19 protein-coding genes and 1 tRNA gene are annotated in these 23,046 nt (G+C 67.2%); 18 read left to right on the forward strand and 2 right to left on the reverse strand.

From position 1 onward, the window contains the following. Positions 1-22: 22 nt before the first annotated feature. Positions 23-109 (reverse strand) — tRNA-Leu (locus H3H55_RS08155). 460 nt (positions 110-569) lie between these two features. On the opposite strand from H3H55_RS08155, the gene H3H55_RS08160 reads away from it, so the two are divergent. Continuing rightward, positions 570-2,873: an ATP-binding protein gene (locus H3H55_RS08160; protein ID WP_193098258.1), complete on the forward strand. Its 2,304-nt coding sequence runs from the start codon at positions 570-572 to the stop codon at positions 2,871-2,873. Positions 2,874-3,311: 438 nt separating this feature from the next. On the opposite strand, the gene H3H55_RS08165 is transcribed toward H3H55_RS08160, so the two are convergent. Then, the gene (locus tag H3H55_RS08165) at positions 3,312-6,137 is read right to left on the reverse strand and encodes a glycosyl hydrolase family 18 protein (RefSeq protein WP_319022260.1); all 2,826 of its coding nucleotides are present in this window, start codon (positions 6,135-6,137) and stop codon (positions 3,312-3,314) included. Positions 6,138-6,476: 339 nt separating this feature from the next. Between H3H55_RS08165 and gbpA the strand changes: the two genes are divergently transcribed. The 17 genes from gbpA (at position 6,477) to H3H55_RS08250 (ending at position 23,043) form a co-directional block, all read left to right on the forward strand. Further along, a complete protein-coding gene (gene gbpA / locus H3H55_RS08170; protein WP_193098260.1) occupies positions 6,477-7,937 on the forward strand; it encodes an N-acetylglucosamine-binding protein GbpA in 1,461 nt (486 codons plus the stop codon). 271 nt (positions 7,938-8,208) lie between these two features. Next, a complete protein-coding gene (gspG, locus tag H3H55_RS08175) occupies positions 8,209-8,649 on the forward strand; it encodes a type II secretion system major pseudopilin GspG (RefSeq protein WP_193098261.1) in 441 nt (146 codons plus the stop codon). Next, entirely contained in the window at positions 8,624-9,136 is a 513-nt protein-coding gene (locus tag H3H55_RS08180) for a lytic transglycosylase domain-containing protein (protein WP_193098262.1), read from the forward strand. The genes gspG and H3H55_RS08180 overlap by 26 nt, the downstream gene beginning before the upstream one ends. A gap of 2 nt (positions 9,137-9,138) precedes the next feature. Further along, positions 9,139-10,323: a type II secretion system F family protein gene (locus H3H55_RS08185; RefSeq protein ID WP_193098263.1), complete on the forward strand. Its 1,185-nt coding sequence runs from the start codon at positions 9,139-9,141 to the stop codon at positions 10,321-10,323. A 54-nt stretch (positions 10,324-10,377) separates the two neighbouring features. Next, positions 10,378-12,012 carry a GspE/PulE family protein gene (locus H3H55_RS08190; RefSeq protein ID WP_193098264.1) on the forward strand — a complete coding sequence of 545 codons (1,635 nt, stop codon included), beginning with the start codon at positions 10,378-10,380 and terminating at the stop codon, positions 12,010-12,012. Next, entirely contained in the window at positions 11,993-12,760 is a 768-nt protein-coding gene (locus tag H3H55_RS08195) for a hypothetical protein (protein ID WP_226799976.1), read from the forward strand. Before H3H55_RS08190 ends, H3H55_RS08195 begins: the two co-directional genes overlap by 20 nt. Next, positions 12,757-13,287, forward strand: a complete 531-nt coding sequence (locus tag H3H55_RS08200; protein WP_193098265.1) for a hypothetical protein — start codon at positions 12,757-12,759, stop codon at positions 13,285-13,287. Before H3H55_RS08195 ends, H3H55_RS08200 begins: the two co-directional genes overlap by 4 nt. After that, the gene (locus H3H55_RS08205; RefSeq protein WP_193098266.1) at positions 13,284-13,838 is read left to right on the forward strand and encodes a hypothetical protein; all 555 of its coding nucleotides are present in this window, start codon (positions 13,284-13,286) and stop codon (positions 13,836-13,838) included. The genes H3H55_RS08200 and H3H55_RS08205 overlap by 4 nt, the downstream gene beginning before the upstream one ends. Then, a complete protein-coding gene (locus H3H55_RS08210) occupies positions 13,838-14,317 on the forward strand; it encodes a hypothetical protein (RefSeq protein WP_226799978.1) in 480 nt (159 codons plus the stop codon). Before H3H55_RS08205 ends, H3H55_RS08210 begins: the two co-directional genes overlap by 1 nt. Positions 14,318-14,348: 31 nt before the next feature. After that, positions 14,349-16,757, forward strand: a complete 2,409-nt coding sequence (locus H3H55_RS08215; RefSeq protein ID WP_193098268.1) for a secretin N-terminal domain-containing protein — start codon at positions 14,349-14,351, stop codon at positions 16,755-16,757. Then, positions 16,754-17,242, forward strand: a complete 489-nt coding sequence (locus H3H55_RS08220; RefSeq protein ID WP_048243931.1) for a prepilin-type N-terminal cleavage/methylation domain-containing protein — start codon at positions 16,754-16,756, stop codon at positions 17,240-17,242. The genes H3H55_RS08215 and H3H55_RS08220 overlap by 4 nt, the downstream gene beginning before the upstream one ends. Then, complete coding sequence (locus H3H55_RS08225) at positions 17,217-17,612, forward strand: type II secretion system protein (RefSeq protein WP_129514452.1); 396 nt, start codon at positions 17,217-17,219, stop codon at positions 17,610-17,612. Before H3H55_RS08220 ends, H3H55_RS08225 begins: the two co-directional genes overlap by 26 nt. Then, positions 17,599-18,123 carry a hypothetical protein gene (locus H3H55_RS08230; RefSeq protein ID WP_048243928.1) on the forward strand — a complete coding sequence of 175 codons (525 nt, stop codon included), beginning with the start codon at positions 17,599-17,601 and terminating at the stop codon, positions 18,121-18,123. The genes H3H55_RS08225 and H3H55_RS08230 overlap by 14 nt, the downstream gene beginning before the upstream one ends. Positions 18,124-18,136: 13 nt before the next feature. Next, a complete protein-coding gene (locus H3H55_RS08235; protein WP_129514453.1) occupies positions 18,137-18,820 on the forward strand; it encodes a response regulator transcription factor in 684 nt (227 codons plus the stop codon). A 260-nt stretch (positions 18,821-19,080) separates the two neighbouring features. Continuing rightward, a complete protein-coding gene (locus H3H55_RS08240) occupies positions 19,081-19,602 on the forward strand; it encodes a fimbrial protein (protein WP_193098269.1) in 522 nt (173 codons plus the stop codon). Between the two features lie 17 nt (positions 19,603-19,619). Next, entirely contained in the window at positions 19,620-20,348 is a 729-nt protein-coding gene (locus H3H55_RS08245; protein WP_193098270.1) for a molecular chaperone, read from the forward strand. A 121-nt stretch (positions 20,349-20,469) separates the two neighbouring features. Beyond that, on the forward strand, positions 20,470-23,043 hold the full coding sequence (locus tag H3H55_RS08250) for a fimbria/pilus outer membrane usher protein (protein ID WP_193098271.1): 2,574 nt from the start codon (positions 20,470-20,472) through the stop codon (positions 23,041-23,043). Positions 23,044-23,046 lie beyond the last annotated feature (3 nt).

Raw genomic sequence — 23,046 nt, forward strand, 5'->3', positions numbered from 1 at the left:
GAAGCCGACCTTTTTAAATAAGTGGTGCCCAGGAGAGGACTCGAACCTCCACGATGTTGCCACCGCTAGGACCTGAACCTAGTGCGTCTACCAATTCCGCCACCTGGGCACGTTTCGCTTACTGCGATGCGAAGACCGCTATTCTAGCGTGTTCAAAGGGACTGTCAACATAATTTCATCGAAAGCGATGAAAAAACTTGTCCCTCGTTCTCCGGTCGCGCGCACCGCGACAGCACTCGCCCGCTTGCCGCGAAATCCCGGTGTCGCGCCCCGTTGCCGGGAAGGGCGTATAGGACAAGTACGGAAAACCTCGAATTCTTATGGGACAAGGGGGAAATGAATCGGTTACCAAATAAAAATCAAGGCCGTTCGGGCAACATGCCGGCTTGGCAACCTGCGCCCGCATGCGGCGCAATTGCGGTTGCAACGGGCCCGAGCCTGACTGAACGACTGCAGCGTGGCGGGATCACGCGTGCGACGAAGCAAGCGGCCGACCGCCGCAAGCATTCAGGAAGCACGCGAACGCGGTGAACTCGGGCGAATAAAACAATAACGAGGAATGCCACTCCATGCCTGACTGGCTCATTCGAGTCTGGAAAATCGCGACATCCGCATGGCCGCTCACGGCCGGCGTTGCGCTGCTGGCGGCGCTCAGTTGTACGCCGACTGCCGAAACGCTGCTGTCGCCGCTCGACCGCCTGTACTGGAATCTGGTCGCGACCGGCGTCGATCACGGCAAACGCGACGACGTCGTCGTCATCGCGATCGACAGGAAGACGATCGACGAACTGGGCGGCGGCGACAGTTATGCGCGGGCGTCACATGCGCAGGTGCTCGATCGTCTTGGCAGTGCATCGAGCGTCGTGCTCGACATGACGATGTTCGGTCCCGCGCGCGGCGACGATGCGCTCGCGGCCGCAATTGCGCGGCAAGGGCGCGTTGTCCTGCCCGCCCACCTTGCACGCGATCGCACGCGTGCCGACACCGTGTTGTTGCCCGCGGCGCAGCTGCGCCGCGCGGCGGCGGCCGTCGGCCAGCGCAACGTCGTGCTCGGCAGCGACCATCTGGTGCAGGGCATCGTGCCGTACGTCCGGATGGACGATGCGGCCGACGAGCTGCCGCATGTCGCACTGCAGGCGATCCGCCTGGCCGGTGCGTCGCTGCCTGCCGGCGACGTGCGCGAGCTCGTGCAGGATCACGTGGCGAAGCTCGGGCGCGTCGAAGCGCGTTCGCTCGCGCTGTTCCTGCCGGCCCGTTTCGATCTCGATCGCTATTCGTATGTCGACGTGCTGAAAGGGCGCATCCCCGAGTCGGCATGGCGCGGCCGGATCGTCTTCATCGGCGACGCGATGTCGGATCTGTCTGGCGCGTACGACCTGTCGACGTCGGAAGACGGGCGGTTGCGACGCGTCGAGGTCGATGCGCTGGTGACGCAGGCGCTGGTCGACGGCCACATCCTGTGGCGCGAGCCGATGGCGATCCGGGTCGCCGTCAGCATCGCGGTCGCGACGGGCATGCTGCTGATCTGCATGCTGGTGCCGGGCTGGCGCATGTATGCATTCGCGATCGGGTGGCTGGCCACGTTCGTTGCCGCCGAACTGGCGCTGCTTTTGCACTGGTCGTGCTGGACGCCGCTCGGCCCGTTGTTCGCCGTGTGCGTATTGATCTTCGCGGTGAGCGGCTGGCGGCGCGCCGGCAGTCTGCGCGCGTTCCTGCTGAACGAATACGGGATGCTGCGCGGGCTGGCCGGCAAGCACGCGTTCGTCGGCTCGCCGCATGCGGCAGGCGCCGATGTCGCGACGCCGACCAAGGACGAGGTCGAGATCGCGATGCAGCGCATTCGCGAGTGGCAGACGGCCTATGTCGACATGATCGAGACGCTGCCGTATCCGGTCTTCGTCGAACGGCACGGCCGGCTGCTGATGTGCAATGCGCGCGGCCGCGCGATGCTGGAGACGTTCGACGCGGACGGCGACGCGGCCGCGCAGCGCGTGCTGGCGATCGCCCATAACGAAGTGCTCGCCGCGAAGGCGACCGGCAAGATTCACTCGGCCGAGCTGGCACTGAACGGGCGCACGCAGATGATGATGGTGACGCCGTTCGGCGATGGCGACCAGCACAGTTCGACGGCGAGCATGATCTGCCTCGTCGATATCCACAACATCAAGGCCGCGGTCGAAAGTGACCGGCTGACGCTGAGACACATGGCGCACGACCTGCGCAACCCGCTCTCGACGGTACTGTCGCTGCTCGAAGAGCGAAACCAGGCCGACGGCGCGACCGACGAGGATTTCCTCGCCGACCTGCACAAGCTTGTCGACTACAGCTTGCGCGTCGCGCAGGATTTTACGCAGTTGTCGCGCGCCGAGCACCTCGATACGGACGCATACGTGCCGGTGTCGGCGAACGATCTGGCGACGGAAGCGGTCGACCAGCTCTGGCACAGTGCGAACGCGAAGCGCATCCGCGTCGAGGGTCCGCATTACGACGGTGCCGACGTGTTCGTGCTCGGCAACCGCGACATGCTGTTGCGTGCGTTGACCAATCTGCTCGACAACGCGATCAAGTACTCGGCCGAGGATACGGTCGTCGACGTATGGATCGACGCCGACGACCGGCAGGTTTCGGTGGCGGTGCAGGACCAGGGGATCGGCATCCCGGCCGGCGCGCTGCCCCGGTTGTTCGAACCGTTTTTCCAGGTCGACGGCACGTATCGCGACGCGAGCCGCGGAGTCGGTCTCGGGTTGCCGTTCGTCAAGGCGGTGATCGAGCGCCACGGCGGATCGGTCGACGTCGAGTCGACGCTGGGGCAGGGCAGCCGTTTCACCGTGCGTCTGCCGAGAACCGTGGCGGAAATGCTCGACGACGCGTGACAGGCAGCCGCCTGAACGGCGTAGCGGCATCGCGATGCGCGATCGTCGACCGATGTTGAGGCGAGGCGGATGAAAGGCCGGATCCGGTGTCGCACCGGGCCGGCCTTTTTGCATTCGTGTGTCACGCATGCCACGTCCCGATGGACGCCGAAGCCGGATCGTTCGTCGCAAGGCGTGCGGCGCAAAGCGGTTGCGCCGTTTCGCTGTCGTTGCCGCGAGCGATCGCGCTGACGCCGGTCCGAGGTCGGCTGCGGCACGTGGAATCCGATGACGCGCGGAATTCGCGCTTCCATCCCGGGTCGGCACCGGAAACGAAAACGCCCTCGCACGAGGCGAGGGCGAGACCGGCATCAGCCGTTGGGCGCCACGAGGCGCGGGTTTCAGGTCGGCCGCGGCGCCACGATGGCGCCGTCGGCCGGACCTGGCCTATGCCGTTGCTTACTGCTTGTATTCCTCCCAGGCCTGATCCCACGCGGAGCCCTTGCCCGGCTCGTATGCCCACGCCGCCATCGAGCACCAGTTGGTGTACGGGAACGGCTTGCAGCGGTACAGCTTGCCGTGGTTGGAGACGATGTCGCCGTCGTTGTACTTCGTCCCTTCCTTGTACTGCGGGTGATCGCCGACGCCTTCGCCACCGCCTTCACCGCCACCGCCGTTGCCACCTTCGCCGCCGCCGTTGCCGCCTTCGTCATCACCGTAGAGCGTCCACGCATCGTTCCACGCGAAGCCCTTGCCCGGTTCGTACGCGCTCGGCGCGCCGGAGCACCAGCCGCTGTACGGGAACGGCTTGCACTGGTACAGCTTGCCGAGGTTCGACACGACGTCGCCGGCGTTGTATTGCGTTCCGGCCTTGTACGCCGGGTACTGGCCGCCACCGCCGCCTTCACCGCCGCCCGTATCCTTCGCCTTCACGAGGACGGTGTGCCGGGCGGTACTCGACAGCTTGCCGTCGCTCACCGTGACCGAGAAAACGAACGACTGGTCCTTGGCGAGTTCGGGCGCGGTGAAGCTCAGCGTCGCACCGGCCGGCTTCGCATCGATGCCGCTCGGCACGCCCCACTTGTAGGTCAGCGTGTCGCCGTCCGGGTCCGTCGACTTCTCGGCCGACAGCGTCACGGCCTGACCGGCTTCCGCCGTTGCGGGGCCGCCGAGCTGCGCGACCGGCGGTCGATTCTCCTCGGGCGGCGGTTCGACCGTGGCATCGGCCTGCGCGGTCACGACGACTTGCGCCGTATCCTTCAGGCCCGCCGGATCGGTGACCGTCACGCGGAACGTGTACTTCGTGTCCTGCTTGACGGACGGAACATCGACGCGTGCCTTCGCGCTCGTCGTATCGGCAAGCTTCAGCGGATCGCCGCCGACCTGTTCCCACTTGAAGCTCAGTTTGTCGCCGTCCGGATCGCGCGACTTCGACGCGTCGAGCGTGACCGTCTGCGGCCCGGTGACCGTCATGTCGGCACCGGCGTTCGCGACCGGCGGATGGTTTTCGGCACCGCCGCCGCCTTCGTCGCCGTGGCCGAGGCCCTTGTGCATCGCGTTCAGGATGTCGCCGTCGTCCGCATCGATTTCCCACGAGAACAGGCCGCCCAGCTGATGCGCGCGCACATAGTCGCCCTTCGCGAGGACCGAACGTTCGTCGTCGAAGGTGAGGAGTTCGCCGGTGCTCTTGTTGAATACGTAGGGCGCTTCGGCCGTCTGGTCGTAGTGGTACTCGTAGCCGTTGATGCCGGCGTTGTTCGGCCCGATCATCTCGGCCTTGAGCTTCTTGTAGTCGAGGATGCCCGGTTCCCACTGGCCCTTGTGCGGCCCCGTCGCGGTGCCGGTGAACGGATTGCCGTCGGCATAACCGTGCACGCCGTTCCAGCCGCGCGCATAGGCCGCCGCGCCGACGACGAGCTTCTTCGGATCGACGCCCTGCGCGAGCAGCGCCCGGATCGAGTTGTCCGTCGTATACGCGGTGTCCGGCTTCCAGTCCGGCGCGTGCAGCGCGGTCTGATGACCCAGCTCCGTCAGACTGAACGCACCGTAGTAGTCGTACGTCATGTCGAAGATGTAGTCCATGTACTTCGTGGCTTCCTTGTAGTTCACCACGTCGATCTTGTCCTTGCCCGCGCCGATCGCCGACGTCAGCTCGTAGGTCCGGCCGGTTTCCCGCGACAGCTTGTCGAGCATCTGCCGCAGTTCCTTCATCAGCGTCACGTACAGCGGGCCGTCCTTCACCGGATCGCCGAGGGACGGGTTCACGCCCTTGCCGCCGGGGAATTCCCAGTCGATGTCGACACCGTCGAAGAACTTCCACGTGCGCAGCAGCTGCTCGGTCGAATCGACGAACACCTTGCGCTTGGCCGGATCGTGCATCTGGAAGAACGGGTCGGACAGCGTCCAGCCGCCGATCGACGGCAGGATCTTCAGGTCGGGATTGCGCTTCTTCGCGGCCATCATCTGGCCGAGCACGCCCTTGAGCTTCGAGTTCGCCGTCTGGCCCGGCAATGCCTTGGCCATCTCGCCATAGGTGTCGTGGATCGCGACGCTGTAGTCGGGCAGGCCCTTGCAACTCTGCAGCAGCGTGTTGAACGAACCCGGCAGGTCCTTCGCGAGCGATGCGTTCACGTCCGCGCCGCCGCAGATCGGAATGAAGCCGTACAGCATGTGCGTGAGGTTCTCGACCGGCACGTTGTCGACGTTGAACTTGCGGTCGTAGATCGACCAGGTCGCGAAGTAGGTGCCGACCACCGAGCCGGACGTGTTCGCATACGGCTTGTGGTTCTTGCTCGCGTTGTTCGGCAGGTCGTCCGCGAGTTCGGGAATCGTATCGAACACCACCACGTCGAGCGGCGCGCTGTCGGTCGCCGCACCGTTGGCGTCGATGACGCGTACCTGCATCTTCTTCACACCGGGTGTCTTCACGTTCGCGACCACCTGGCCGCTTTGCGTGCCGCCGGGGGTCATTCGGACTTCGGAAGCGGGATCGACGACGCCGTCCACCACCGCGACTGCCTTTACGGCGGTGCCGTTGCTCCAGATGTCGAACGGCAGCGGCACGTCGACCTTCTTGTTCAGCTTGACGATGTCCTTGTATGGCGCGACACCGGCCTTCTGCATGTCGATCTCGACGAAGCCGTGCGGTTGCGACGTGATTTCGTACTGCTTCAGGCTCGGTGTGCCGGGCGCCGCGAACGCGGCGCTCGCGAAGCTCAATGCGCTGGCCGCCGCGAGCGCTGCATAGGCGAAGTGCGCGCGATGCAGCGAGCGGCGTCGAACCAAGATGCCGGGAGTCCGTTTATTCGATTTCAATTTGATAGCCATCCATCCTTGTGTTGAAGAAGAGTGCCGGAAAAGCGAGGCCATTCTTTTTCATGGACCGGATGGCAGCAACGAATCTGAATGCAATCTCAATGCGAGCCGCGCACGGGAAAGCGGGTGGTCGGCGCGGCGCGCGACGCATCGTTGAGAGATCGTTCAGGAAGATTCGCCGATGCACCGTGCCTGACGATACTGCACTCCGCGTTTCGTCAGTCAAGCACGCGTCACGCACTGTCCGGCGATCGTTCGCGATTCGTCGATCGAAGCAACTTCCACTCAACTTTCAACCAACGGAATCAGATGAGAACTCGAACAGCGAAAAAGACGCTTTTCACCCTGTCGCCGCTCGTTGCCTGCGCATCGATGTTTTTCGCGCAAGCCGCATTTGCGCACGGCTACCTGTCGGAGCCGCCGTCGCGCAACCTGTTGTGCAGCTCGAAGTCGGGCAAGATCGAAAACTTCAACTGCGGTTCGGTGACCTATGAACCGCAAAGCGTCGAGGGCAAGCAGGGCTTCCCGGCAGCCGGCGCGCCGGATGGCGAGATCGCAAGCGGCGGCGTGACGCAGTTCAGCGAGCTCAACGAGCAGGCCGTCGATCGCTGGAAGATCAACGACATCAAGCCGGGCGCGCAGCAGTTCAAGTGGACCTTCACCGCGCCGCACGTGACGAAGGAATTCAAGTACTACCTGACGAAACAGGGCTGGAACCCGAACGCGAAGCTCACGCGCGAGCAGTTCGACCTGACGCCGTTCTGCACGGTCGACGGCGGGATGAAGAAAGCCGACGAGATCGGCCCGCACAACTGCACGATTCCGTCGGACAAGAAGGGCCATCACGTGATGCTGACGACGTGGCACGTCGGCGACACGGCCGGCATGTTCTACAACGTGGCCGACCTCAACATTACCGGTGACGACGGCGGCACCGATCCGGGCAAGCCGAACTGGTCGAACGTCGGCAGCATCGCGCCGACGATGGACCTGAAGGTCGGCGACAAGGTTTCGAATCGCGTGTTCAAGTCGGGCGGCGAAGTGCCGTCGATGAAGACCACGGTGACGATCGGCTCCGCGCAGCAGGGCGAGCGCAACATGTGGCCGATGCTGCTCGCGAAGGAAATCAACCGCACGCAGGCGGCGAACCTGATCGCCGGCGTCGAGCGCGACGGCCGTGTCGAGCCGGCACTCGGCAAGAACGACGTGTTCTCGAAGAACACCAGCGGCATCGTGCGCACCGAGACGACCATCGATCACCAGCCGGAAGGCGGCATCGACGAAGGCTTCAGCATTTCGAACAACGGCGAGTTCAAGATCCAGAACGGCAAGGCGACAGCGAAGTTCTTCCTGAAGTTCAACCACGCGAAGGACACGAACGTCACCGTCAAGGTGTACGACGCGTCGAATTCGCTGGTCGGTTCGAAGTCCGCGACGATGCGCATGCAGGGCGACGTGAACGTCGATATCGCGAATGCGAAGGCGGGCAATCACACGGCCGTGGCGACGTCGCAGATCGAAGGCGGCACGCTGAAGCAGGAAACCACCACGTTCAAGCTGACCGGCGAATCCGGCGGCGGCGAAGGCGCGCAGTGCCAGGCCGAATGGAAGCAGGGCACGGCCTACACGGGCGGCGCGAAGGTGCAGCACAACGGCCGCACGTACGAAGCGCGCTGGTGGACCCAGGACGAGGTTCCGGGCAATCCGGCATCGACCGGCGCCGACCACACCGGCAAGGTGTGGAAGGACCTGGGCGCCTGCAGCAAGTAACGACCTGACAAGGAGATGAAGCGAGCCGCGCGCAGCGATGCGCGCGGCTCTTTCATTTGCCACGGATGCGAACAGGCGGATTGAACTGGTCTTTGAGATTTCCTTGATGAAGATGGAGCCATGTTCCTGCCCCCGGGAAAATGACTTCATCGATCGGCGCTTTCCATCAATCGAACTCGTATTCCCGAAAGCGCCTGGCTCACCCGCCGTCTACAACACGACGGCCCCCGGCCGCGACGTCGCGCCGGGATTTCTACAGAGGGCAAACGACATGAAACCGAACAATGGGAGCCGGACGAAGCGACGCGGCCAGCAGGGCTTCACGCTGCTGGAGCTGCTGGTCGTGCTGCTGATCATCGCGCTGCTGGCCGGCTATGTCGGTCCGAAGCTGTTCTCGCAGGTCGACAAGGCCAAGGTCAAGTCGACGGAAGCGCAGATGAAGACGCTGGGCGACGCAACCACGCAATACCGGCTCGACACGGGCCGTTATCCGACGGCCGACGAAGGGCTCGACGCACTGGTCGCGCAGCCGCAAGGCGCCGACGGCTGGAACGGCCCGTATCTCGCGAAGGCCGTGCCGAAGGATGGCTGGGGCCGTGCGTACCAATGGAACGTGCCGGGCCGCGATGGCGAGGCTGAGATCGTGTCACTCGGGCGGGACGGTCGTGTTGGCGGGAGCGGCATCGATGCGGACCTCGTCTATGGCATGTAAGGGCGTGCGTCGCTGGATCGCGGCGGTGGCGCTGTTCGCCACCTGCGCATCCGGCGCCGCGGCCAAGGATTGCTTCACGAAAGCGGGGGAACGGCACGGCATCGATCCGCTGTTGCTCGCCGCGATCGCGACGGTGGAATCCGCGCTGAATCCGCGCGCGATGAACTGGAACAGCAACGGCACCTACGACATCGGGCTGATGCAGATCAACAGCTCGCATCTGCCGCGTCTCGTGAAGGTCGGCGTGACGCGCAAGCGGCTGATCGACGAGCCGTGCACGTCGATCGATACCGGCGCATCGATTCTCGCCGGATTCATCGAGCGGCACGGCTACACGTGGAACGCGGTCGGCGCGTACAACGCCGGATCCTCGCCGAAGCGCGAACCCGCCCGCAAGGCGTATGCGACCAAGGTGTGGCGTGAGTATCACGAGCTGACGAGCGATCGCGACGCAAGCCTCGCGATGCTCGACGAATGGCGGAGGTAGCGATGGACGCATTTCGGGTAAGCGTGCTCGCCGGCGGCAAGGTCACGCAGCAGACGGTCGAGGCCGCGAGCGAGACGGAAGCGCGCGCGCGCATCGCGGAGCAGGGTGGGGTCGTGCTCGAGGTACGGCGCGATACCCGCATCGGACGCCGCCGGCGCGCATCGAAGTTCGCGCTGACGCTGTTCCTGCAGGAACTGTCGACGTTGCTCGACGCGGGCCTCGTATTGATGGAGGCGCTCGAAGCGTTGCGTGACAAGGCGGATTCGGGCAAGGACGCGAAACACGTGATCGACCGGATTCTCGCGGTGATGGTCGAGGGGCAGCCGTTGTCGAAGGCGCTCGCGCAGCAGCCGGCCATTTTTCCGCCGCTGCTCGTCGCGACGATCGAATCGTCGGAGGGCAGCGGCCAGTTGCCGGTCGTCCTGAAGCGCTACCAGCAGTACGAAGTGCGGATCGAACAGGTTCGCAAGCGCGTCACCGGCGCGCTGATCTATCCGGCCGTCGTGATCGGCGTCGGCGTCGCGATTCTGCTGTTCATGGCGTTTTTCGTCATTCCACGCTTCGCGGTGGTGTTCGAGTCGCTCGCGACGCTGCCGGCGACGGCCCAGGCCATGCTCTGGTGGGCGACCCTGCTGCGGGAGAACGGGATGGCGGTCGGGTTCGCGGTTGCGGCGTCGTTCGCCGGCGCGGTGCTGGCGATCCGCTCGGCAGCCGTCAAGCGTGCCGCGCAGCGCCTGACGTGGCGCGCGCCGAAAGTGCGCGACATCTGTGCGCTGTTTGCGCTCACGCGGTTTTACCGGACCGTCGGACTACTGATCGCGGGTGGTACGCCGGCGATCGTCGCGCTCGAGCTGTCCGGCAAGGTGCTGCCCGAGCATTTTCGCGCGCGCCTCGCGGCGGCGCTGACCGACATGCGCGCAGGGCGGCCGGTCGCGGCCGTGCTGGCCGCGCACGAACTGACCACGTCGGTCGCCGAGCGGCTGTTGCGGGTCGGCGAACAGAGCGGCGACCTCGGCGGGATGTGCGAGCACATCGCGCAGTTTCACGACGGCGCGCTCGATCGCGCGATCGAGATGCTCAGCAAGGTGTTCGAACCGGTTCTGATGCTCGCGGTGGGCGCGACGGTCGGCGCGGTGGTCGTGCTGCTCTACATGCCGATCTTCGAATTGGCCGGCAGCGTCGGATAGCGAACCCGGCCGGCAAGGCGTTCGCGATCCCGCTGTCCAACAGGAGAAAATTCTATGAAAACGGAACACATCGTTCAACGCTGGCAGTCGGAATGGGAAGCATCGGGCATCGGTTTCGCGCAGTACGTCGACGGCCTGCTCGGCGCGGATGCGACGCGGCTCGCGGAAGTGGCGGCCTGCCTCGGCGTCGGTGCGCTCGACGCGGACGCGCTGCGCGCGGCGCCGACGCGCTTCGACCTGCTGCCGCTGCATGACGCGCTGACCTGGCGCGTGCTGCCGGTCGAGCTCGACGGCGCGCCGTGCATGGTCGTCGCCGATCCGTTCGCGCGCCACGTGCGCGACGAACTGCTGGCGCGCTTCGGCGCGCGGCCGGTCGAACTGGCCATGAGTGCGCCGGGCGAAGTCGAGCGGTTGCTCGGCGACATCGAGTCGAGCGAGCGGCCGATGGACGACGTGACGATCGATACGCAGGGTGACTCGCTCGCGCAGGCGATCGAGTCGATCTCGCTGGCGAGCATCGCGAAGGACGAAAGCCCGATCATCCGGCTCGTCAACACGACGCTCTACGACGCGCTGCAGAGCCGTGCCAGCGATATCCATCTCGAAGCGGTGTCGGACGGTCTGTCGATCCGCTACCGGATCGACGGTGTGCTGCAGTCGATCCGTCACATTCCGGGGCTCGAGGCGGCCGCGCAGACGCTGTCGCGTCTCAAGGTGCTGGCCACGCTCGACATCGCGGAAAAGCGCGTGCCGCAGGATGGCCGGTTCAAGGTCGTGATGCAGGGCCGCGAGATCGATTTCCGCGTGTCGATCATTCCCGGCACCTACGGCGAGAACGCGGTGATGCGCGTGCTCGACAAGTCGCAGCGCGGCGACAGCGTGAGCCTCGACGTGCTCGGCTTCGACGCGCAGACGGCGCGACGGGTGCGTGCGCTCGCGCATCGACCGTACGGGCTGATGCTCGTGACGGGGCCGACCGGCAGCGGCAAGTCGACGACGTTGTACGCGGTACTGTCGGAGGTCAACACCGGCGACGACAAGATCATCACGATCGAGGACCCGGTCGAATACGAACTGAAGGGCGTGCTGCAGATTCCTGTCAACGACCGCAAGGGGCTCACGTTCGCGCGCGGGCTGCGCTCGATCCTGCGACACGACCCGGACACGGTAATGGTCGGCGAGATTCGCGACGAGGAAACCGCGTCGATCGCCGTGCAATCGGCGCTCACCGGCCACCGCGTGCTGTCGACCGTGCACGCGAACGACGGGTTCAGCGTGATCGACCGCTTCATCTACATGGGGGTCGAGCCGTCGACGTTTCTCGAAGCGTTGAACGGCGTCGTGTCGCAGCGGCTGGTGCGGCGCATCTGCGCGCATTGCGGCGGCGCGGCGACGGACGGTGCCGACCTGCGCGACGTGGCGCTCGACGAACTGAAGCGCGCCGTCACGCCCGGCCCGGGCTGCGACACGTGCCGCGGCACCGGCTATCACGGCCGGATCGGGCTCGCGGAAGTGCTGACGCTCGACGCGGCGATGAAGGCCGCGTTGCTCGAGCGCTCGATCGAGAAGCGTGCGCAGGCGCTCGCGGATCACGCCGACTATCAGTCGATGCGCGACGCGGGGCTCGCGGCGATTCGCGCGCGGCTGACGACGTTCCAGGAGGTGCAGCGTGCGATCGCCGTGGAATGACGTCGTCGCGGTGCTCGACGCCGACACGCTGCGCGTGTGGACGGGCCACGGCTGGCGCGCGCGGCGCACGGGCCAGCCGCACGCCGCCGTCACACACGAGGGCCGGCCCGCCGAGGCGCTGGCGCAGGTGCTCGGCGGGCTGCGCAAGGCGCGCTTGCCGCTGCAGAACCGCCTGCATGTCGTCGCCGGACATCCGTGGACGCACGGCGTCGTGCTGCCCTGGCAGGACGGGCTGGTGTCGGACGCCGCGTGGGACGGTTATGCGCGCGCGCTGTTCGCAACTCGCGCACAGCGCGGTGCGCTGCGGATCCGCATCGAAGCCGGGCGACGCGGCTGCGCGCGCCTGGCGGTGGCGGCCTGCGATACGTTGCTCGATTCGCTCGCGGACGTGAGCCGCGCGGCCGGCTGGCGGCTCGTCAGCCTGCGCGATGCGCTGTCGGCCTCGCTCGACCTGCATGCGGGCCGCCTGGGCGGCGACGACTACCGCTATGCGCTGTTGCAGCCGCGCGTCGTCACGTGCGTGTTTCGCCACGCGGGCGAGTGGGCCGACGTGGTCACGCTGCCGCGCGCGGGCGGCCGGCGCCTCGATGACTGGTTTGCCGCCGCGGCGCTGATGGCCGGGCAGCCGCTTGCCGGCGCGGCCTTCGCGAGCGCGCTCGATGGCGCACTGCCGGCCGCGGACGGCGTCACGCTGCTCGACGGCGGCATGGATGACGTGCTCGTGCGCGAGCCGGGGGAACCGGCATGACACGTCCGAGCGAACTGGATTTCGCGGCGCCGCGCGCGCGCATCACGCGGTGGGCGGCCGTCGCACTGTGCGGCGCATTGCTGACCGGCGCGTTCGCCGCGAGCGAGTGGGCGCGCGTCGATCAGTTGCGCGACGAGGTCGACGCAATCGAAAGCCGCATCGACCAGCGCAAGCGTGCGATCGAACGCGAGCAGCGCCGGCAGAAGAGCATGACGCCGGAGCAGCGCCGCATCGAACGCGTGCTTGCCGAGCAAAAGACGAGTGCAACCGGCTCGGGGCTGTCGGTGGTCGACTGGATCGAGCACGCGTGGACGCCGCAGATCGCGCTGAAGTCGCTGACGGTCGACAAGGCCGGCCGCGAGGCACGCATCGAAGGCGGCGCGGCGGAACTGTCGCACATCTACATCTTCGTCGATCGCCTGAACGACCGTCACCCGGATCGCAAGATCGGCCTCTTGCAGCACCGCACGAAAGCGGAGGACGGCAAGAACATCTTTCATTTCAGCCTGAGTATCGAACACCCATGACGAACCTGAAAGCAATCGACACCTCGGCGCTCGCCGCGCGGCTGCGCTGGGGCGCTTACGCGGCGGCCCGCAAGCTCGGCGTGCCGGGGCTGCTGGCGGGCGGGATGGTCGTGGCGCTGGTCGGCGCGCACGCGTTCTACCTGCAGCCGGACCGCGAGCATCTCGAGGCCGAGCGCGACGCGCGCACGACGGCGCTGGCTGCGCTGCCGAAGCCGGGGCAAAAAGCCGGCGATGGCGGCCTGACGCTTCAGCAGGTGCAGCAGTTGCGCAGCAGCGAGCAGGCGTACTCGATTTTCCAGATCCTGGCGCAGCGCGGCATGGACCGCAAGCACGCGACTTATCGCCGCGAAGTCGAGGTGAAGGGCAAGCTGCGCCGGCTCACGATCAGCATCGCGATGAGCGGCAGCTACGTCGGGCTGCGCGAAGCGATGCGCGAGATCGCGGACCAGCCGATGGTGCGTGTCGAGGGCGTGTCGATCGAACGCGACCGGATCGACAGTGCCAACGTGAGCGCCGACCTGCGGGTCAGCCTGCTGGGGCCGGACACATGATGCGCGCGCCCCTGATTCCGTTCGCGACTGCGCTCGCGCTGGCCGCCGCCTGCGTCGCGGGCGGCAGTGTCGCGCAGGTGGGCGCCGGCCAGGCGCCGATCGTCGACGTCTTTCCGGCGCAGAGCTGGGCGTCGCTCGGCGCGGAGCCGGCGCGTGACGAGCCGCCGCCTGTCGCGGCGCCCGAACCCGTACCGCCGGCGCTCGACGATCCGATCGACGCGGCGCCGCCGCCGGCTGCTGCGCCGCCGTTCGAGATTGCCGGCGAATGGCGCGAGAACCACCAGCGCATCGTCGTGCTGGAAGGCGCGGGCAGGACGTTCCTGCTGTGCGAATCGCGCTGCGGTGTGCGCGACGCCGTGCTGCCGGGCGGCGAGATCGCCGAAGGCTACCGGCTGAAGAAACTGGGCGAACAGGGCACGGTGATCGTGGCCCGGGACAGCACCGAAGTCGAGCTGTCGCCGCCCGTCCCGATGCGATGACCCCCGAATTCAACATGTGCCGAAACCCATCATGAAACGAAAAGTCAGTCTTTTGCTCCTGATCTCGGCGCTTGCGCTGACAGGATGCGCAAGCACCCCGTTCAACGCCGCGCCCGACGCCGCCGTGACGCCCGCCGAACGACTCGGCACGCTGCAGCAGCAGAAGGAGGCCGCCCCGGACGACATCGCGCTGACGACCGCCGTCGAATTCAGCCGGCAGGACTACGTGCGTGCGGAGCTGAAGGAGGCCGATCGCGAGGTCGCACAGGGCAACCATGCGGCGGCGATCGATCACCTCGGCAACGTGCTGGCCGAGGATCCGGGCAACCTGAAGGCCAGCCAGGCGCTCGAGCAGGTCAAGCGCCACCGGCAGATGGCGGTCGACCTCGCGCGTGCGCAGCGCATCGGCGGCGAGAAGCCGCAGGAAGCGCTCGAGATCGCTCGGCGCATCCTCGCCGAGCAGCCGAACCACGCGGACGCGAAACGCCTGCGCGATACGCTGCTGCGCCAGTCGCAGGCCGGCCGCGCGGCGCGCCCGCAACTGTCCGACGCGCTGCGCAAGCCGGTGTCGCTCAACTTCAAACAGCAGCCGCTCGCCAACATCTTCGACGTGATCTCGCGCGTGTCCGGCGTGAACTTCGTGTTCGACCGCGACGTGGATACCAGCCAGGCTGCGACGCTGTTCGCCGAGCGCACGACCGCCGAGGCCGCGATCAACCTGCTGCTGCGCACCAACCAGCTCGAAAAGAAGGTGCTCGACCCGCACACGCTGCTCGTCTACCCGTCGCAGCCCGAAAAAGCCCGCAACTATACGGAGTTCGCGATCCGCACGTTCTTCCTGTCGCACGCGGACGCGAAATCGGTGATGGCCGCGCTGCGGCAGATGATCAAGCCGAAGGACGTCTACGTGGACGAGCGCGTGAACGCGGTCGTCATGCGCGACACGCCGGAGACGATCCAGGTCGCGGAGCGCGTCGTGATGGGCCTCGACATTCCGCAGTCCGAAGTGACGCTCGACGTACAGGTGCTCGAGGTCAACATGAACGACAGTCTCGATCTGGGCGTCCAGTATCCGGGCAAGATTCAATTCAGCGCGCTCGGTGCCGCGGAAGGCGGTGCGCTCACGCTCGGCGACCTGTTGCGCCTGAATCGCGACCGCGTCGGCGTATCGAGTGAATCGGGCGGGCTCGCGCTCGCGATCGACCTGCTGCAGAAACAAGGCAAGACCAGAACGCTCGCGAATCCGAAGATCCGCGTGCGCAACATGGAGAAGGCCAACATCAAGATCGGCGAGCGCGTGCCGATCGTCACGACCACCAACGCGAACGGCGTCGTCACGGAATCGGTCAGCTACCAGGACGTGGGCCTGATGCTGAAGGTCGAGCCGCGCATCAGCCTGAACGAGGAGGTGAGCGTCAAGGTGAACATGGAAGTCAGCAGCATCCTGTCGAAGGAAACCACGAAGACCGGACTCGTCGCCTATGCGCTCGGCACGCGCAATGCGGAGACGCTGATGACCGCGAAGAACGGCGAAACGCAGATCCTTGCGGGCCTCGTCAAGCGCAATGAAACCGACAGCATTGCCGGGCTGCCGGGTGCATCGGGCCTGCCGGTGATCGGCCGGCTGTTCGGGTCGAACGGCCGCAGCAACGAGCGCACGGAGATCGTGCTGCTGATCACGCCGCACATCGAACGCAATCTCGACCTGCCGACATCGGCGGTGACGACCTTCCTGTCGGGCACCGAGTCGCGCGTGACCACCGAAGCGCTGACGCTCGAATCCGCGCAGGCCACGCCGGCGCGGCTGCCGTCGTCGGCCGGCCCGGATCTGGACGCGCCGATCGAGCCGGCGAAGTCCGCGGTCGACCGCGCGGCCACGGTGTCCGATACGGCCGAGGCCGTCGAGGCGGAGCCGGACGCGTCCGCGGAGGCGGACGAGCACGACGCGAAGCGCCCGGCTGTCGAACCCGGCGCGCGCGGCGCGGGGATGATGCGTACGGTGGCGAATGCGGGGCGGCCGCCGGTTGCGGCGATCAAGGTCGCGCAGGCGGTGCCGGCCGGCACCGGGCCGGCAGCGCCGCGCGGGAAGGCGACGCCGGCGGTCGCGTCTTCGCCGAAGGGTGTCGGCCTGCGTTCGACGATCGCTGCCGCGCGCAACGAACTGGATCGCGCGGGTGAGGCCGGCGCACCGCCGCAGCCTGAGCAACCGGCCGCGATCGCGCGTGCCGCAGCACCGGTGCCGGCGGCCGGGGCGACGCCGGCACGTGCACCGGCCGCAGCTCTGCCGGCACGCGGCGAGAATCGCATCACGGCCGCGGTGCGCTCGCTGATCGGCACATTGCAGGCGTTCGTCGATCGCTTCGCAGGCGGGCGCGAGGCGGCACGGCCGTTGTATGCCGATGCGCCGGTACTGCCGTCGCGCGCGCGGAGCTTCGCATGAGCGTCCGTCGGCGCGTCCGTGCGCGCGGCTTCACGCTGATCGAGCTGATGGTCGCGCTGTCGCTGCTCGCGTTGCTCGCGACCGTCGCACTGCCATTGACCGATCTGGTCAAGCGTCGCGCGGACGAAGCCGAACTGCGCCGTGCGCTGGTGGTGATCCGCTCGGCACTCGACGCGTACAAGGAGGCGGCGGTCGACGGGCGGATCGAGCGCAGCGTCGATGCGAGCGGTTATCCGCCCGACCTGCGTGCACTCGTCGACGGCGTCGAGGACAAGCAGTCGCCGGACGGCGCGCGGCTGTACTTCCTGCGCAGGATTCCCGCCGATCCGATGTGCGAATGCGACGGCAGGGCGCCCGAGGACACGTGGGAGACGCGCAGCTACGCGAGCGACCCCGATGCGTTTTCGTCGGGCGACGACGTGTTCGACATCCGCTCGACCAATCGCAAGGAGGGCCTCAATGGCGTCCCGTACCACCAGTGGTAGACGCGCGCGCCGCGCCGCCGGCTTCACGCTGATCGAACTGCTCGTCGTGATGGCGATCATCGCGGCGCTGACCGCGTTCGTCGCGCCCGGCTACCTGAAGCAGAGCGACCGCGCGAAGGAGACGGTGCTGCGTCACAATCTGAACACGCTGCGCCAGTCGATCGACGACTACCGGGCCGATCACGGCCGCGATCCCGACACGCTCGATGCGCTGGTCGAGCGGCGCTACCTGCGCGAGTTGCCGCTCGACCCGCTCACCGGCAAGCGCGGCTCGTGGCAGCCGCAGGCCGGCGAGACGGGCGGCATCGCGGACGTGAAGAGCGGTGCGAAAGGGCGCGCGCTCGACGGGAGCGACTATGCGTCCTGGTAACAGGCCGCGCGGCTGCAGGCGACGCAGGCAGCGCGGCATCGCGTATCTCGGCGTGCTGATGCTCGTCGCGGCGCTGGGGCTCGGCATGACGCAGGCTGCGCGGGTCTGGGCGACGGTGCAGCAACGCGAGCGCGAGGCGCAACTGCTGTTCGTCGGCGACCAGTATCGCGCGGCGATCGCTGGCTACTACAATGCGTCGGGAGGCAGCCGCTACCCGGCGTCGCTCGACGCGCTGCTCGAGGATCGCCGCGGCCTGCCGACGCTGCGTCACCTGCGGCGCCTGTACGCCGATCCGCTGACCGGATCGACGCAGTGGGGGCTCGTGAAAGCGCCGGACGGCGGCATCATGGGCGTGTTCAGCGAGGCGCCAGGGCAGCCGCTGAAGCGCCAGGGTTTCCCCGCGCGCTACGACGCGTTCGGCGACAGCGATGCGTATGGCGAATGGGCTTTTGTTTACTTGCCGCCCGCTCCGGCCGACGCAGCGGCGCCTGCGGACGGTGCGGCACACTGAGATCGGAACGAACATGATCGTCGCAATACTCGAAGACATCGTGACCCAGGCGGGCGTCGTGGCCGGCTGGCTCAACAAGGCGGGCTACGACACGGAAGTGCGGCACGACGGCGACAGCTTCGTCGAGCTGGTGCGCTCGCAGCGCGTCGACGTGCTGCTGCTCGACTGGGACGTGCCCGGCAAGTCGGGGATCGACGTGATGCGCTGGGCGCGCGAATCGTTCGCCGACGCACTGCCGATCATCATGATGACGCAGCACGACGGCGAGAACGACATCGTGTTCGGCCTGAACAGCGGCGCCGACGACTATCTGATCAAGCCGCTGCGGGAGCGCGAGCTGATTGCGCGCGTGAATGCGCAGGTGCGCAAATACTATCCGCAGACGCAGCGCGCGAAGATCGTCGAGGTCGGCAAGTTCGCGCTCGACGTGAGCGCGCATGCGGCGACCGTCGACGGCGTGCCGGTCGAACTGTCGCAGCGCGAGTTCGATCTCGCGCTGATGCTGTTCGAGAGCGTGGGGCAGATCGTGTCGAAAGACATGATGATCAAGCGCATCTGGGGCGGCGTCGACCGGAAGTACGACGCGACGCTGGCCACCTATGTCAGCAAATTGCGGTCGAGCCTCGGGCTGCGGCCGAAGAACGGGCTCGCGATCACGACGGTCTACAACTACGGGTATCGGCTGGAGCGGACCTGAGCCGGGCCGGCGGGTAGGGCCGCCGGCGTCGATATTCCGCGAGCCGGTCATTCGGCTCTTCCTGCTCATCGATTGCCGCCGCCGGTTCGAGCGGCGTGTTCGGCTTGCCTGCGCGCGATCGCGATCGCGCATTGAGGATTCTTCCAGATTTGTTTGGCCGCCACGGCGCGGCCGGAATAATGCCTGCGAACTCGACGGGTTCGCTGTTCCGCTGTCACGGACTGGCAACGGACATCCTCACCTTTCTTCTCAGGCATTCGATGAAACAGTACCAAAAGCATCTCGTGTTTGTCGCGCTGATGGCGGCATTCGGATCGACGTCCGCGCTGGCGGCGGACGGCACGATCAACTTCCACGGCAAGATCGTCGCGACGACCTGCCAGATCGACAACAGCAATATCCAGGTGCCGCTCGGTGCGATCGGTGTCGACCAGCTTGCCGCGGCAGGCCAGGAGAGCCGTCGCGTGCCGTTCCAGATCGCGCTGAGCGCGTGCGACGACCAGTTGAACGGCGTGCGTGCGCAGTTCGAAGGCATGGCGCACGGCGACGATCCGACGCTGCTCGCGATCGGCAGCGGCGGCACGGACGACGCGAAAGGCGTCGGCATCCAGTTGATGCACGACGACGGCGAGCCGATCGGCATCAACAGCGAGACCGACACGCTCCAGCTGACGCCGGGCAGCAACGTGCTGAACTTCGCCGCGAACTACGTCTCGACTTCCGACCAGACCGAGGCGGGCGAGGCGAACGGCACGGCGTCGTTCACGCTGCATTACCGTTGAGCGCAGGGGATCGACCGATGACGACTCGATTCGTGCACCGCATGCTCGCGTGCGTGCTCGGCCTGTGCGTGACCCACGGCGCGTTCGCGGGCATCGTGGTGGGCGCGACGCGCGTGATCCTGCACGAGGACAGGCGCGAGGCCGTCGTGCCCGTGAAGAACACGGACGGCCAGCCGTATGTCGTGCAGGCATGGATCGATGGCGGGCAGGGGGAAGGCAGCGCGAAGGCGCCGTTCTTCGTCACGCCGCCGCTGTCGCGGCTCGACCCCGGCAAGGAAAACCTGTTGCGCGTGATGCGCGTCAAGCATGCGCTGCCGGCCGACCGCGAGTCGATGCTGTGGCTGAACGTGAAGGAGATCCCGGCTGCGCCGAAGCAGGAAAACGTGCTGCAGATCGCGATCCAGACGCGCCTCAAGGCGTTCTACCGGCCGCAGGGGTTGACCGGCTCGGCCGCCGACGCGCCCGCGGCGCTGACGTGGCGCATCGTGCCGTCGGGCGACGGCGCGCTGCTGTCGGTGCACAATCCGACGCCTTATCACGTCACGTTCGCGAAGATCGGCGTGGACGCCGGCGCCTCCGAGGACGTCGATCTCGAGATGGCGCCGCCGCTGCAAACGACAACCTACCCGCTGCGCACGATCCGGGCGATGGCGACGCAGCCGGGTGCGCTGACGTTCAGCACGATCAACGACTACGGCGCCGTGACGCCGCCCGTCACGGTGACGATGCCGGCCGACGACGCCTGATGCGACGTGGCGTGCGAAGCGTGCCGACGGCCGCTTCGCACACCGCAGTTTCCGATCCTTTCGATTACCCCGACTTCATACACGTGGCCCGCGCTCGTCCGGCGCGGCCGCGCCTTCGTTCATGACACGACGCCTTCACCTGCTGCGCCGATGCGTGCTCGCGCTCGCCTCGACCGCCGCGCTCGGCTTGCCGATCGCGGGCGGTGGGTCCGCGCACGCGCAGACGGCATTCAATCCCGCATTCCTCGCGTTCGGCAACACGCAGGCGGATGTGGATCTCGACGCATTCTCCGAAGCGAACGTGCTGCTGCCCGGCGTGCATCCGGTCGAGGTGACGGTGAATGGTGAATCGTACGGTCCGCATGACGTCCGTTTCGAGCGCGATGCCCGCGACGAGTCGGTACGGCCCTGCGTGAACACCGCGCAACTGGATGCGTTCGGCGTGAACGTGGCGGCGTTTCAGCTGCTTGCCGAAGCTGGCGCAAACGACGGCGCAAACGACCGCGCAGCGGTGTGTGTCGACCCGCGCAATGCGATGCCGGACGCGACCGTCACGGTGGACCCGGATCGCCAGATGCTGTCGCTGACGGTGCCGCAGGCGAAAATGAAGCGCGTGCCGCGCGGCTCCGTTGATCCGTCGCGATGGGACGAAGGCATCGACGCGATGCGTTTCGATTACCGCATCAACGCCGCGCAGCGGCGTTACGGCGATTTGCCGTCCGGCCAGGCGACCGAAGCCTACGCCAGCGTGCGCGCGGGGCTGAACCTCGGCGCATGGCGGCTGCGCGGCAGCGCGATGGTGAACCGCAACGCGTCGGGGTTGCAGACGCAGTTGACGAATACCTATCTCGAGCGCGACATTCCCGCGTGGCGCAGCCGCGTGACGCTCGGCGACAGCTTCACGTCCGATATCGTGTTCGACAGCGTGGCGTTCCAGGGCGTGCAGCTCGCGTCCGACGACACGATGCAGCCGGACAGCCAGCGCGGCTACGCACCCGTCGTGCGCGGCATCGCGCAAAGTCATGCGAAGGTCGAGATCCGCCAGAACGGCTATCTCATCTACAGCAATTACGTGCCGCCGGGCCCGTTCGAGATCGACGACCTGTACGCGGTCGCATCGAACGCGGATCTCGACGTGACGATCGTCGAGGCGGACGGGCAAGCGCGCAGCTTCATCCAGTCGTCGGCGAGCATTCCGACGCTGCTGCGCCAGAACGCGTGGTCGTATCGCGCGGCCGCAGGGCGCCTGCGCGCCGATTCCGACCGGCCGCAATGGTTTACGTCGGCGAGTGCCGCCTACGGCTTGCCGGGCGAGATCACGGTCTACGGCGGCGCGACGTTCGCGAGCGGGTATGCCGCACTGGCGGCCGGCGTGGCGCGCAACATGCCGCGGGTCGGCGCGGTTTCAGTCGATCTCGTGCATGCGCGCCACCGTGACCACAAGGGGCGGGCGGGGGCCGGCAGCGCGGCGCGCGTGATGTTCGCGAAGGCGTTCGCGTCGACCGGCACGGAACTGCGCGCCGCGCACCACTATTATTCGGCCGGCTATCGCAGCCTGTCCGACATCGCGGTGCGTTACGCGGCGTCGGTCGACAACTGGGCATATCGCGCCGGCAAGCGCAGCCGCGGCGATCTGAGCGTATCGCAGAACCTCGGGCGGGCGGGTTCGCTGTACGTCAGCGCGAGCCGGCGTACGTACCGCGATGGCGCGGGGCAGGACCGGCTGGTGCAGCTCGGCTACGCGGGCAGCGTTTCGCGCGTGTCGTACAACGTGAACCTGAGCAACGAATCGCGCGCGCGTGGTGCGAGCAGCCGGCAGGTGTCGCTGAACCTCTCGATTCCGATGGGCGGCGCGCGTGCGGCGGCGCGGGCGTACGGCAGTGCGACGCTGATCGCCGGTACGGCCGGCACCGAGCAGCGCGCGGGTGTGTTCGGCACGCTGCTGGCCGACGATCGCCTGAGTTACGGCGTCGACGCCGATCGTTCGGCGAACGGCGTGGGCGGCGCGGTGAACCTGAACTATCGCGCGTCGGCCGGCCAGTTCGCGGCCACTCACAACCAGGCGCGCAGCGGCTCGCAGACGTCCGTCAGCGCGGCGGGCGGCGTGCTCGTGCATGGCGGCGGCGTCACGCTGTCGCAGCCGCTCGGCGAAACCGTCGCGCTCGTGCGCAGCGAGGGTGCGGCCAACGTGGGTGTGATCGCGCACGCCGGCGTACGCACCGACCGCGCGGGTTATGCGGTCGTGCCGCATGTCGTGCCGTACCGACAGAATCGCGTTGCACTGCGCACGGCTGAACTCGATCGCCAGCTCGAGATTCGCAACGCGATCGTGCACGTCGTGCCGACACGCGGGGCGGTCGTGCTGGCGCCGTTCGAAGTCGAGGCAGGGCGCCTGATGCTCGACGTGGCCGACGACACCGGCAAGCCGGTGCCGTTCGGCGCCGCCGTGCTGACAACGGACGGCAAGGAAGTCGGCATGGTCGGCCCGAACGGCCAGGGTTTCGTCACCGGCGTCGAGCGCGCCGGCGATCTGCTCGTGCGCTGGGGCGCGCGTCCGGACGAGCGTTGCGGGCTGTCGTACGACATGGGCGCATCGATCGCGCCTCGCCATTTCCCCGAACTCGACGTCGTCTGCTCGCGCACGCATCCCGCGCTCCGGGCCGACGCTTCTTCCTCGCCATCATCCCGATCATGAAAC

This window comes from Burkholderia sp. Z1, assembly GCF_014893795.1.
GTDB classification, from domain to species: domain Bacteria; phylum Pseudomonadota; class Gammaproteobacteria; order Burkholderiales; family Burkholderiaceae; genus Burkholderia; species Burkholderia theae.